The sequence below is a fragment of the Streptomyces asiaticus genome, from assembly GCF_018138715.1.
GTDB classification, from domain to species: Bacteria; Actinomycetota; Actinomycetes; order Streptomycetales; family Streptomycetaceae; genus Streptomyces; species Streptomyces asiaticus.
This window is the reverse complement of the sequence record NZ_JAGSHX010000006.1, coordinates 7,408,786-7,421,315: the sequence shown is the minus strand read 5'-3', so window position 1 is coordinate 7,421,315 and position 12,530 is coordinate 7,408,786. Positions and strand designations below refer to the sequence as shown.

At 68.3% G+C, this 12,530-nt stretch carries 12 protein-coding genes and 1 CRISPR repeat array; of the genes, 2 read left to right on the top strand and 10 right to left on the bottom strand.

Annotated elements, in window-relative coordinates; translation table 11 throughout:
* Positions 1-32: 32 nt before the first annotated feature.
* A complete protein-coding gene (locus tag KHP12_RS39555) occupies positions 33-410 on the top strand; it encodes a hypothetical protein (protein ID WP_211834254.1) in 378 nt (125 codons plus the stop codon).
* A 566-nt stretch (positions 411-976) separates the two neighbouring features.
* Complete coding sequence (locus KHP12_RS39550; RefSeq protein ID WP_162002054.1) at positions 977-1,324, top strand: winged helix-turn-helix transcriptional regulator; 348 nt, start codon at positions 977-979, stop codon at positions 1,322-1,324.
* A gap of 334 nt (positions 1,325-1,658) precedes the next feature.
* Positions 1,659-2,601: a CRISPR direct-repeat array (repeat unit 29 nt; unit sequence GGGACCATCCCCGCGGGTGCGGGGAGCAG).
* 560 nt (positions 2,602-3,161) lie between these two features.
* Here the strand turns inward: KHP12_RS39550 and KHP12_RS39545 are convergent.
* From KHP12_RS39545 to KHP12_RS39500, 10 genes are all read right to left on the bottom strand, one after another.
* A complete protein-coding gene (locus KHP12_RS39545) occupies positions 3,162-6,089 on the bottom strand; it encodes a hypothetical protein (RefSeq protein WP_211834253.1) in 2,928 nt (975 codons plus the stop codon).
* An 11-nt stretch (positions 6,090-6,100) separates the two neighbouring features.
* The gene (locus KHP12_RS39540) at positions 6,101-6,484 is read right to left on the bottom strand and encodes a hypothetical protein (RefSeq protein ID WP_308289526.1); all 384 of its coding nucleotides are present in this window, start codon (positions 6,482-6,484) and stop codon (positions 6,101-6,103) included.
* Positions 6,485-6,546: 62 nt separating this feature from the next.
* A complete protein-coding gene (locus tag KHP12_RS39535) occupies positions 6,547-7,008 on the bottom strand; it encodes a TadE/TadG family type IV pilus assembly protein (protein WP_211834251.1) in 462 nt (153 codons plus the stop codon).
* A 47-nt stretch (positions 7,009-7,055) separates the two neighbouring features.
* On the bottom strand, positions 7,056-7,454 hold the full coding sequence (locus KHP12_RS39530; protein ID WP_211834250.1) for a TadE/TadG family type IV pilus assembly protein: 399 nt from the start codon (positions 7,452-7,454) through the stop codon (positions 7,056-7,058).
* An 87-nt stretch (positions 7,455-7,541) separates the two neighbouring features.
* Entirely contained in the window at positions 7,542-7,736 is a 195-nt protein-coding gene (locus KHP12_RS39525; protein ID WP_211834249.1) for a hypothetical protein, read from the bottom strand.
* A 26-nt stretch (positions 7,737-7,762) separates the two neighbouring features.
* Entirely contained in the window at positions 7,763-8,449 is a 687-nt protein-coding gene (locus KHP12_RS39520; RefSeq protein ID WP_246643247.1) for a type II secretion system F family protein, read from the bottom strand.
* A gap of 206 nt (positions 8,450-8,655) precedes the next feature.
* Positions 8,656-9,534, bottom strand: coding sequence for a type II secretion system F family protein (locus KHP12_RS39515; protein ID WP_211834248.1), 879 nt, complete (start codon positions 9,532-9,534; stop codon positions 8,656-8,658).
* Positions 9,531-10,847 carry a TadA family conjugal transfer-associated ATPase gene (locus KHP12_RS39510; RefSeq protein ID WP_308016988.1) on the bottom strand — a complete coding sequence of 439 codons (1,317 nt, stop codon included), beginning with the start codon at positions 10,845-10,847 and terminating at the stop codon, positions 9,531-9,533. Before KHP12_RS39510 ends, KHP12_RS39515 begins: the two co-directional genes overlap by 4 nt.
* Before the next feature lie 118 nt (positions 10,848-10,965).
* The gene (locus KHP12_RS39505) at positions 10,966-11,820 is read right to left on the bottom strand and encodes a CpaE/TadZ family protein (protein WP_211834246.1); all 855 of its coding nucleotides are present in this window, start codon (positions 11,818-11,820) and stop codon (positions 10,966-10,968) included.
* Complete coding sequence (locus KHP12_RS39500; RefSeq protein WP_211834245.1) at positions 11,817-12,407, bottom strand: hypothetical protein; 591 nt, start codon at positions 12,405-12,407, stop codon at positions 11,817-11,819. Before KHP12_RS39500 ends, KHP12_RS39505 begins: the two co-directional genes overlap by 4 nt.
* Positions 12,408-12,530: the final 123 nt, after the last annotated feature.

Below are 12,530 nucleotides of genomic sequence, written 5' to 3'. Positions count from 1 at the left end.
AAGTCCACATAAGCAGCCTGTCGGTACCTGCCATGACCAGCTGCGAGTCGGCCGTGACCATTACCGGATGGACCGTGTCCATGGGTGTGGCAGCCTGCACCGACCTTATCCCCGGCGACCTGTCCGAGCTGCTGCTGGAGTGCGACGTGGCATTGCGCGATGCCAAGCGCAGCGGAGGCAATCAGATCTGCATTGCCGGCTCGCAAGCCGCGGCGTCCCACCGCGAGCGTAATCCCAGGGTCGAGGAGGTGCACCAACTGGCCGACGGTGAGGTGTGCATTCCGCTCACCCGCTACCTAAAGGCAACCCCCTACGCCCCGCGTTCACTGGTGTTGTCGTCCGAGTCGGCTCACCGGCTTCACGCCGACCTCACCGCCGTACTCGACCAACTCGTACACACAGAACAATGAACGGCATCCGCCAGTGGCTGCCCACGTGGATTCCGCGGGCAGGAAGACGTGAGGCCATTGCGACAGGCTTGTGGTGGGACGCGATTCGCACGTCGGCCGAAATTGGATACCAGGTGCTTGACGTCCTACGCCACCAGATTCGATGTACACCGGGCCTGGTTATCGCAGACCTGGAAGGCAGAGAACCGCACCTATACTTCCTCGTCCGGCGTTCCACAGCCGCCCATTGGAGCGCGCCAGGCAGTCGGGCACTCGGCAAGGGCTGGTTCCTCGTCGTGCCCAGCCCTTCCCACACTGCCCCTCCGGGCCCGTACTGGGCTGTCCCACCATGTCCTGATGAACCGTTCCTGACCAGTCCCAGGTTCCTCCGCCTCGCCTTCCATTTGGTGGGCATGGAGAGGCAGTCGCCCAGGACACACCAACAGCAACCATTAGCGTGGAAGGCACAAATGTCCGGCAGCAAGCATCACAGACTCCCGGCAACGAATAGCGCAGAGGACACCTCAGGCGCCGATGAGGCACCCAGAGACCGCGTCTTCACCTTGAACCTGCGTCACGCTCTCCACATGATCAACGGAGAATGGATACCCGACGTCCTGGTCGCACTGGCAGAAGGACCCAAACAATACACCCGATTACTGGACACAATCCGAGAAAAGACTCATGAAGACGGCTGGTCGGAAACTCGACACCTCTACCTTCAAGAAAGTGTATTGAACCGAACCCTGAGGCGCCTGGAGCGGGAGGAACTCATTGAACGCCACCGCGAGCCCACATTTCCCTACCGTGCCCGCTACCAATTGACGTCAGCTGCCGACGAGCTGCTGACAGCTCTCACGCCGCTGGCGGAGTGGCCCAAACATCACGCGGACCTTGTGAGTCGTGCCCAGCAAGCGGGGCACAAGGAGCAGTAGTCAAGAACCTGTCGAATCGAATCTCGGACCGTCCGGCTGCACCTGACGACCGACCCGGCACTGCGTGCGAAGGTGGACAGCAGACTGGAGAACGCGGCCTCATATCATTACGACGTACCAGTGCGAGATCACGGCGCTGATCTCGGGCAGGGTGAAGAGCTCGGACTCGGATCAGACCTCGCGGAAGCTAGCGACGATACTGACGGGGGTGGTGACGCTCGCCACCATCGCGTCAGCAAGGCGTACGGATGGCGCCACCGATCTGCTGTGAGGTGTAGACCATCCCCGCGCGCGGGGAGCAGTCGGCCGCTTCCTCGATCCATACCAGCATGGCGGGGCCATCCCCGCGGGTGCGGGGAGCAGAGGTGGCCTGGTGGGCGAGGTCGGCCGCTCAGGGACCATCCCCGCGGGTGCGGGGAGCAGATCAGCCGCGGCCTGAAGGAACTGGCCGGCGAGGGACCATCCCCGCGGGTGCGGGGAGCAGACCGGGCTGTGGCGGAACGCGATCGGCCCCGCGGGACCATCCCCGCGGGTGCGGGGAGCAGGCCGGCACCGGCTACCTCCTCGGCTTGGTGCCGGGACCATCCCCGCGGGTGCGGGGAGCAGAACGCGTCGGACACCGTGACCACTCGCCGAGTGGGACCATCCCCGCGGGTGCGGGGAGCAGCGGATCCGGCGCGTACACGTCTGCCTTCAGCAGGGACCATCCCCGCGGGTGCGGGGAGCAGTTGTTGTCGTCCCACAGTTTGGCGATGAGGGTGGGACCATCCCCGCGGGTGCGGGGAGCAGCTGGGCGAGGTGCAGCGCCGCATGGAGCAGGGGGGACCATCCCCGCGGGTGCGGGGAGCAGTACGGGATGTCGCGGGGGTCGACGTCGGGGTGGGGACCATCCCCGCGGGTGCGGGGAGCAGCACGGCGGCCGGACCACGGACCTGTGGGACGCGGGACCATCCCCGCGGGTGCGGGGAGCAGCCCTGGTCATCGCACCTTTTGGGTGTACTGCTGGGACCATCCCCGCGGGTGCGGGGAGCAGCCGTCCTGGATGGAGGCGACTTCCCATGCCTGGGGACCATCCCCGCGGGTGCGGGGAGCAGGAGGGCACGATGAGGTCGCCGCTCGGCTCGCTGGGACCATCCCCGCGGGTGCGGGGAGCAGAGGTCGTTGGCGACCTCTTCATACCGGGGCATGGGACCATCCCCGCGGGTGCGGGGAGCAGTACGTGCTGGCGGCCGCCTCGCTCGGCGGGGTGGGACCATCCCCGCAGGTGCGGGGAGCAGGCTGCCTTCTATCTGCCAGCAGGTAGTGTGCAGAGCACTTTCTCGATTTCCGGCATCCCGAACATAAGCGTCCATCTCTTCTGAGATCCGGACCATGGTTGCGTGGTCGACCCGCCCTTCCCCAAAGCCCACACCTCGGCCACCATGGCCACCAACCCCTTCCCGATCAACACAGCCTTCCTACGACCGTTATTGGCACAGTCAGTCCTCAAGAGTCCACAGCACCCGCCAGGTGCGCGCCCACGTCACACAGAAACCAACCGAACCCTGCCCAACAACTACCTCACGAACCTCAGCCACGACGCCGAGACAAGCACATTCCACACCCCTCGCACTACGACGCTCAGGCGTGTGAACAGAGCTACAGACCCCGGCAACATCAGCCGCACCAAGAGGGCCAAATCCTTGGAGTAGTAAAGGGTTTGAACCGTCCACGAGCACAGCCCCTAGCGACGCTGCTTGTCGACAGCTCCACCCGTGCCAGCAGGACGATCTCCGGTGCTCCCATGGTCAGGACGCCGGGCAGAAGCTGCCTGTCACCAGGGTGTACTCGGTGGACCTCAGTTGGCCCTACCGCGGAGATAGTCGGAAGGAGGAGCACACCGGAGGAGTAACTCGCACAGTGACACTGTTTCTTGACTGGGCCTTTCTCCCAGCTGAGCCAGTGTGCTTGTGAGTAGAGCAAGTGTGCGTACGACAGCATCACGCTGGCCGAGGTGGGCCTGAAGGCGGGCGATGTCCTGGTACAAGGTCTCGTTGTAGCGGTCGAGTGTGCGGGCATGTTCCAGGAGGATGAGGGCCTGCTCCGGGTCGGTGTCGTCGATGGTGTGAGCCAAGGCGCCGAAGGCGTCGAGTACGTCGCGGCGCAGGGCTTCGCGAGGGGCCTCGGCCCACTCAGCGGTCAGGTCTTCGGCGAGGTCGCCTCGGTAGAGATTGCCGAGGCGTTCCACCGCGGCCAGGCGGTGCTCGTTGGCGTGGCCCGGGCCGGTGGCGTCGAGAACGTCATGCAGCTCCCACAGGTCGACGCTGACTCGGTCACGGTCCAGGGCGTAGGGACCGTCCTGGCGGAGGATCACCTCGGCCAGTGCCTGGTGGGTCGCGGTGCGGAGCGCGCGGCGTAGTTGGCTCAGTGTGGCGTGGAGGGCGTTGTAGGGGCGGTCGGCGGGGGCGTTCGGCCACAGGGCCGCAGTGAGTGTCTCGCGGCGTGCTCCGTTGGGGTGCAGGGCGAGGAAGGCCAGGATTTCGCGCTGGCGGGGTGCAAGGGCGCTGGTGATGTCTTGGTGCTCATCGCCGCGGTGGTGGACCACTTGGAGATTGCCGAGGAGGTTGATCCTCAGTGCGCTGTCGGCCGGTGTGATGCCAGGGGCAGGCCGAGGGCGGTGTGGTTGCCTCTCAGCAGGGCTTCGCAAGTTCGCCTGTGGCGGTCTGGCACCAGAAGGATCGCTCGTGCCCGCAGCGCTCTCTGGTAGTGCGGGCTGTCGAGTATGTGTGTCGGGTGTCGAGAACGCGTCGCTGGGCGCAAACACTGACGCTGGCGGTGCCGGGGTATCGAAGGGTTCGGCGCTGTCGATGCTTTGAGGATTGCTTTCCGACGATGAAGTACGGCGGTCAGTTGGCTCCAGACTCGACGGGCTGTGCTCCTCCGACGAGGCACTGCTTGTCCCGTCGCGGGAAGAGTCGCGGGTAGACGGTGCGGCTATGGCAGGGGCTTCGCGGGGTGAAGGGTCGGCTTCGCTCAGCAGGCTCAGGAGGGCTTGGCTGTCGGGAGGTGGGAGGGTGAACAGCCGGGCGTCTGCGAGGAAGTTGGCCAGAGATGCGCTGGTGGCGGCGACCGTGCCGTCCGTCCGTACGTGAGCGGTTGCTCCGGGGCGCCACTGCCCGATGAGCAGGCCAGACAGGCCGAGGCTTGAGCCGTTGTCGAGGATGGCTTGCATTCGTCTCTGGGCATGTGGGGCGGGTGTGGCGACCAGGACGAGTTCCTTCGCGTTCGGAGTGTTCGTCGCTGTGTCGGCGTCTTGGCGGGCGCGGGTGAGAAGTTCGGATTCCAATGTGTCGAGAGCCGCGTCCAGGTTGTCGACGATATGCAGTCGGCTGAGTCGCAGCGGGCTGTTGCCGTGCTCGCCGACCAGGAGGTGGACGTCGTGGAAGGGGATGAGAATGTCCGGGGCCGACTGAAGATCGCCTCCTTCCGCGAGCAGCGTGACAACTAGAGCGCGGAGGGCATCGAGTGCACCGGGGCCGACCAAGCCGAGGCCTTGAGTACGGGCCAGGTCCAGGCCGAGCGCTCGGCCGTCTTTCACAGCGATGAGCCGTTCTGGCCTCGGCAGCGCCGCCAGGGCAGAACGTCCGAGCAGGGCCGTTCCATTGGTTTGGTCAGCGAGCGCCCCCGCCGTGACGTCGGGGGTCTCGGCATCTGTGCCGGAGGAGAGGTGGGCCTGGTCGTTGGCGAGGCGTAGTGCGCGAACGACGGGTGCGACGGTGAGATCCTCGCGCTCGCCGCTGCCGGGGCGGTAGCGCATGCGGCGGCGCCACCGAACCGACAACCAGGCGGCGGTGATCAAGGCGGCCAGGCCCAGGCTCACGAACGCCCCCGTGGGCAAGGAGATGCCCGTGCCCGGACCGGTGTGGTGCGCGGGGTCGTCGGGGGCGTGTGAGGAAGTGTGCGGTGTGGACGGAGCGGGCTGGGTGCTCGGTGACTTCGGCACGGTGGCGCGAGGGGTGGGAGGAGGTTCCGGGCTGCCGGGGGTGGGGTGGTCATCGTGACCGGGGAGAGAGTGCCGGCGTGTGTCGGGGAGATGGAGGATCCAGCCGGGCCGAATCAGACCTGGCGTGGTCAGGGCATGGCCGTCCGGCTGCGGACGACCCTCGTTGAGGGCATAGATGTTCGACCACAGGCGCCCATCACCCAGTTCCCGCTCCGCGATGCGCCACAGGCTGTCATAGACGCCATCGTGTGGCGGGCGTACCACGGCCCTCCCCGGCACTGCCGACTGTGTCTCTGCCGCCTGGCTCGATACCGCTTGTGTGAGGACTGGCAGGCCGGTGGGGGTCGTGATGCGGTCGACCACGGTGGTGGCCTGGGCAGGAACGCTCTGAGGGGCGGATCGGCTTGTGGCCAGGGCCAGGACGACGGTTCCTACGAGCGCGGTGGCCAGGGCATGTACCAGACCTGCCGGACGGATCTCGGGCCACGCGGTTGTGCGCACCATGTCGAGGGTGGTGCGGACGACGTCGAGGACGAAGACCGCCCATGTGGGCCACAGCAGGCAGGCCAGGGTGTTGAGCAGGAAGGAGGTGCTCAACGGGGCGAGTAGGAGATCCTGGATCTCGGTCCAGGTCGTCAGGTGGTCTGGCAGCGGCCAGCCGACGAAGCGCACCAGTCCCCAAGGGATGCCGACCGCCAAGGTCAGGAGAAGGAGGGCGGCCAGCAGTGCACGGGCCGCTCGATAGAACTGGCGCAGTTGCCGGTGGTGAACCCGTTGGACCATATCCGCGTCTCTTACCGTTCGGGTGCGCTAACACCGTGGCGGGGGCGAGCGGTGCCCGACCCGGTCACGGTCAGCGTGTCGAGGCCCGCGGCTTGGAGCAGTTGCGTCGGCTGTTGCACGGTGACGGCGACTGTCACTGTCCGCTCCGTGGCCGTCACCGTGCCCGTGTCGCCGGTGGTGGCGAGGTATCGGTAGGCCAAAGCACGGGCCTGATCAGGTTGGAGGCGTACCGTGCCGTCAGCCCGGTAGGCATCCAGGTCGATCGCCTGGGCGCCGGCGCGGGCGGCTTCCTGTGCCTCGCCGAGGGCGCGGATCTTCGTGGCGAGAGCCAGGCCGCCGTCGACGGCCAGGCCGGCGAACAGCACGACCAGCGCCGTGATGACGACGACGAACACAGTGATCTGCCCATGGTCATCGGTCAGGCCACGTCCAAGAGAGACGGAACCGCCCTCTCCACTCACGGGCTCTCCTGCGGGGAGTCGATGGAAGTCGCCGTGGCGGCGCCGGGAGCTCTGCCGCGGTAGACATCAACCGGCGCGGCGAAACGGGCTTGGAGCACCGTGGTGCCGGGGAGTTGGAGCAGCGCGAGGTCATACAGGCCGACCGTGCAGGAGACGGTGACGGTCACCGTCGAGCCGGGTTGCAGGCTGCCGCGGGTGTCCACAGTGAGGGACTGGCAGGCAATCCCCGCCTGGTCCAGTGCTGCGGTGGCTGTGGAGCGGGCCTGGCGGGCGGCGGTGGACGGACTGCGCGCCTGGCTTGCGGCGCGGGTGGCTTGGTGCGCGGCGTCCTCAAGGCGCAATCGTGCATCGGGCAGTCGCGAGCAGTAGACGAGGAACCACACCGCCAGGAGCAGGACCGGGATGAGAAGGACGAGCTCGGCTGTCGCTGATCCCTGGTCACCACGGAGAGCACGCATCAGCCCGCTCCCGTGGTGTGACGAGGAGGCACATGCAGTGGGGTGGCTCATGGCGCGGCCTGGTCGGCAAGGTGGAACTTCTCCACCGGGCCGGCCGCTTCCGCGTGGACCGGCAGATGCAGGAACGGCACGACACTGGTGGCGGTACCCTCCACGCGCACCGAGGCACGCTCCACGTCGCGGGTCACGCTGATGTGCGCGCCGCGCAATGGCCCGTGGCCGAGCTGGTCCAGGACCCGCTGGGCGTCGGATCTGCCGGACTGGACGGTGCCGTCTTCCACGCGGGTGGCGGACAGGGCGTGTGAGGCGGTGGCCTGCGCCATGTGGGTGGCGTGCGCCCACACGGTGACCTGCGCGATCACCAGCACCAGGGTGAACAGCAGCGGCAGGACGAGCACGATCTCGGTGGTGACCGCTCCACGGTCATCCCGAGCCCGCTCCAACAACCGCCGTCTGCTCGAGAGACGGCGGCTTGGTCCGAGGTCAGCGGAATGGGGCCGGCGGTGGTCCGTGATGGTTGCCATGTGGGGGGCCTACTTCCGCCCTATGTGTATGTTGCGGGCCGCGTCGATGATGTCCGGGCCGATCAGCGCGCCGACGGACACGGCGAGCGTGGAGAGGATCGCGATCCAGATCACGGCCTCCGAAGTGTATCCGCGGTCATCGTGGGCCAGCCTGCGTAGCAGGGCGGCGGCGCGTGTCGTGATCGCGTTCGGCAGTGCGGGCACAGCGGGACTCCTTCTCAGCGTGGGGTTTACAGCGACGTGGTGACGTGGGTCAGGGCGGGGTAGAAGACGAAGACGATGAAGCCGACCGCCATGAGCGCCGCTGGCAGGGTCATCCGTTCGGTTGCCGCGTTGGCCTCGGCCTCGGCCTCGCTGCCTCCTTGGTGGCGCAGCGCGGTGGCCTTGGCGGCGAGCGAGGCGCGGACTTTGGCGCCTTCAGTGCCGGCCAGGGAGAGTGCGGCGGCGAGCTCGGAGAGCTCATTGATCTCCAGTTCGTCACCGAGCTGTCCCAGGGTCTTCCAGGGGGAGGTGCGGGTAAGCCGGGCGATATCCAGCGCACGGCCCAGTTGTTGGAAGGCCCAGCCATGCCCGACCTTCGCCGCGTCCGCCAGCGCCCCCTCGACTCCGGCGCCTCCGGCGAGCAGGAGATGGACGAGGTCCAGGAAGGCGCCGAGCGCGTGACGGAAGGCAGCCCTGCGCTTGGCGGCTTCGGAGCGCACCATGGCGTCCGGCAGGAGAAAGCCACCCACCGCCAATGCCAGCGACCCGGCCAGGGGCATGGCCCATGGGAGGGGACGGCCGCCGAGGGTCAGTAGGAGCTCGACCGCCACGGGGAGCAGCAGGCCGGTCAGGGCCAGCGCGGCCTTTTCGGCCAGGTGGACCTCGACCGAACGCTCGGTGATCGCCAAGTCCTTGTGGAGGGAGCTCTCGGGCAATCCCAGGTGCCGTATAACCCCAACGAAGGGCCGACCCAGGTACTGTGCCCACCCTCCGGCCCCCGTACGGACGACAATTGGCGGCGGGGCGGGTTCGGCGCGCAGGCGGGTGAGGAGTGCGTCCAGGGGCGGGCGGGGCGGGATGAGCCACATCCAAAGCGCCCATAGCCCCGCGCCCACACCGGCGGACAGCGCGATGAGCACAATCACCGGCTCACCCCCTGGTACTCGGCGGCGTCGCCCAGTGGTTCTGGTGTGAGGAATCGTTCAGGCTCTTCGATCCGGGCCATCCGGCGCAGCCAGGCGAACCCGACGGTGAAGATCACCCCGATCAGCAGAAGGATCAGCTGTCCGGTGGCGGAGTCGTACGGGCTCAGGAATTCCGGGTTGAGCAGGGTCAGTCCTCCGGCGAAGACCAAAGTGGTGGCCATCACCACGCGGACGGTGGTGCGCATCCGGGTGCGGCTGGCGTCGACCCGCTGGCGCATCTGAACCTGCGCGCGGGCAGTGGCAGCCAGCTCGCCCAGCAGGGGCGTGAGCTGACGCGCCTGGTGCTCTGAGGCCAGCATGAGGGCGGCGATCACCAAATCGGCGGTCGAATCGTCCAGGTCGGCCTGCAACCGCCGCAGCCCCACGGTCAGGCGTTCGCCACCGGCCAGCCGGGCCGACAGACCCAGCACGTGGGGTCGGATGGCCTTGGGCGCGGTGTGTGCGGTGGCCATGATGGTCTGCTCCAGACCGGCCGCGGCGGCGAGGGTGTCGCGGAGCATCTCGGTCCACCCGGCTATGCCCTCAATCCGGGCGGTCTGCTGCTGATCGGCCCTGGTCGCCTCCAGGATGCGCGGCACGCTCCAGGTGGCCATCGCCGCCAGCAGCGCCCCGACCACCCAGCCGGTGACACTCCCGACCAGCACCCCGGCCACGCAGGCCGCGACCACCCACCACCGCGTCACCGCGCGCCGCGGGCGTCGGCGCCACGTTCGGGCACCGGTGGGAAGATTGCCGTGCCAGGCACTGACCAGCACGACCAGGCCGGTGGCCACCCCGAGTCCGCACAGGCCGAGCAGGGCTGCGTAGCCGTTCATGACCGCCACACCCATTCCGGGCGCTTGAGCAGCCCTGCGTCGAACCCGGCGGCGGCAAGGTCTTCTTCCGTCTCGGCGCGCAGCGGCGCTCCCGGCACCGCTCGGCCGTCCGGGCCGGGCCGGAAGACTTCGTTGGATACCACCTGCTTGTCGTCGGCGTCGACCACCTCCCGGATCGAGGCGACCACCCGGCCTCCGCCTCGTCCTGTATTCAGGTGGACCACGAAGTGCAGGGCGGAGGCGAGGAGGAGGTTCGTGGCTTCCAGCGGGAGCTTCTCCGGGCCCTGGACGGCGTAGGCGGCCAGTTTGGTGAAGGCCCCGCGGCTGGTGGAAGCGTGGAGGGTGCCCATGGAGCCGTCGTTTCCCTGGCTCATGGCGTTGCACATCGGGATGACTTCAGGTCCGCGGACCTCGCCGACGATGACGCGGTCCGGGGACATCCGCAGCGCCCATCGCACCAGTTCCGCCTGGGTGACGGCTCCTTGGCCCTCGACGTTGGCCTCGCGCGCCTGCATCGCCACCACATCCGGATGCCGCTCGCTGTCGGCGTCCAGTCCGAGTTCAAAGGTGTCCTCGATCGTGATCAGCCGCTCCCACGGAGGGATTTCGCTGGCCAGGGCGCGCAGCATGGTGGTCTTCCCCATTACCGTGCCGCCGGTGATCAGCACGTTCTTCCGCGCGCGGACCATGGCACGGAGGAACGATGACAAGGCCTGGTCGACCGTCCCCAGCTCACGCAGCTCGGCGAGCGTGATCTTCTCAAGGCGGTGTCGTCGGATCGACAGGGACGGGCGAGCGGTGACCGCCATCACGGCGAAGGCGCGCTCCCCGCCGGGCAGATGGAAACTGACCCCCGGCGTCCCCCGGTCGAAGCGCCGTTCCTCCACTCCGGAGCGTGCGGCCAGATCGCGAATGAGCTCGATCAGCTCGGTGTCCGACCCCGTCACGGCAGGCAGCTGCTCGCGGCGGCCGTCGGCGTAGCGGACGAAGACCCGGTCCCCGGTGACGTTGATGTTCTCGATCTCCGGGTTGCGCAGCAGCGGCTCCAGGCCGGCCAGGCCGAAGACTTCATCCAGTACTTGCGTCAGGATCTGCTGTTCGGTCTCCGGCGGTACGACGCTGCCACCGCGGCTCAGTTGGATGCGCGTGTGCTCCTCGGCGGCCGCGGCCAGGATCGCCTCCGCCTGCCTGCGACGCTCGCTCGCCGGAACCTCCCGACGGCCCGCTTCCTCGTCAGCCCGGATGCGCTCGGACAGGCGCGCAGCCAGCTCCCGGCGCAGCTTGCGCCGCAGTTTTTCCACAGGAGAATCCACAGGCACTCCGACGCCGACCAGATCGGCCGGCCCAGGCAGTCTCACCCCCGGTTCCCGGTGCCGTTCTCTCCCCCGGTCCTGCTGCCCGTGCCCTGCTCGGGGAGGCCAGGCAGCCTGCTCACCGCCCGGTTGCGTCATCGGAGCGCACCTCCTTGGGCGAAGGCACCGGAGCTCTCACCCGCCGCGTGGACGGGCTGAATCGCGCTATGGCCGCGAACCGGGGCAGGCGACGTCCGCCCCAGACGGTCGGCTCGGAACGGGCATGGGAGGACACCAGCGCGGCAATGTCGACGATCGCCTGCCCCAGAACAGAACGCGTCGGCGTTGCACGCCGGCCAGGCAGCCCGCAGCACGCCGCGGCGCCCTTCGCATCCTCCGGGATACGAGCCAGGACCTCGATCCCCAGCGCCCTGGAGACCTCCGCCGTCGAGCAGCCATCGCCGACGAGCACCAAACAGGGCCGCCGCGACCAGCAAGTTGCCTCCTCCAGTCTCACCGCGACATGGGCCAGTGCGTCGTCATGCGCCCGAGCCAGGAGCAGCATCACGTCCGCCGCCTGTACGAGGGCCATGGCCGGGGAATCGGGGTCAAGGCGTCCGCAGTCGGCGATCACCGCGGTGTCGGGCCTGTCGGCCGACTGGCGCAGTACCGACGCCTGGGCATCGCTGATCTCCCCCAGCGCCGCTCGTGCCTGTGCGGCGCCCGCGGGTCCAGCCACCACCGAGAGCCCGCCGGGGAGCCATTGGGTGTGCTGCCACACCAGGCCCGGGTGCGCAGAGCGGCGGGCCGCGACGGCCAGACTCACCAGCCCCGGTGACAGCTCGAGGCGGAATCGGGCCAGCAGATCGCCTCCGGCCGGATCGCACTCCACCACCACGGGCCGCTCCCCGGTCGGCCATCGGGCCCCCAGCGCCACGCACGTGGTCGTCACCCCCGGTGAACCCTTCAGACTGCACAGGGCCACGAGGGTCACAGCACTTCCTTGCGCACCAGCAGGACGCTGATGCTGTCGGTGGGGAAAGCCGCCACCTCGCGCGCCTCGTCCTCGCCCAGTTGCAAGGACACCACCGCCGTCTCCCCACGCTCCTTGCCCCATACCGCGACCACCGTGGCGTACCACACGGGGGACGACGGGTCCGGAAGCTCAGGCTCCGCAGTGCCTCCCTCGGGCTCGGGCACCTTCACCACGGCGACCCGGCTCCCGCACTCCAACCCCGCAGGAAATCGTCCCTCCTTCAATCCCACGGCAACCACAGCCTTCCCCCGCGGTGGGATCTGCGGCTCGCCCAGCACCGACTCCGTCAGCAACGTCCCCTTGGGCATGGTGTAAGCCGCCGGACGCCCGACGATCCGGTCGGTCGACCCGGCGGAGATCGCTGCCAGCCCACTGCCACGAGCTAAGCTCACTTCCCGCAGGTCTCGCTCCATCAGCGTCTGCCCCACCGTGACCGGGTGCGCCAACGCCAGCACCGCCTGCCGGTGCCCCAGGTTCAAGGCCACCACTACGCCGCCCGCCGAACAGCCCAGTACCAAAAGCGCTCCCAGCGGCAGATACGACACCCGACGTCGCCACCGACCACCGACCAGCCGGGACGGTTCATCGTTCGCCCCAGGGCGCCGCCGTCCAGAGTCGTTCCCCTCTGGGAACGGGACTTGGGGAGGAAGATACGTTCGCGTACTCAT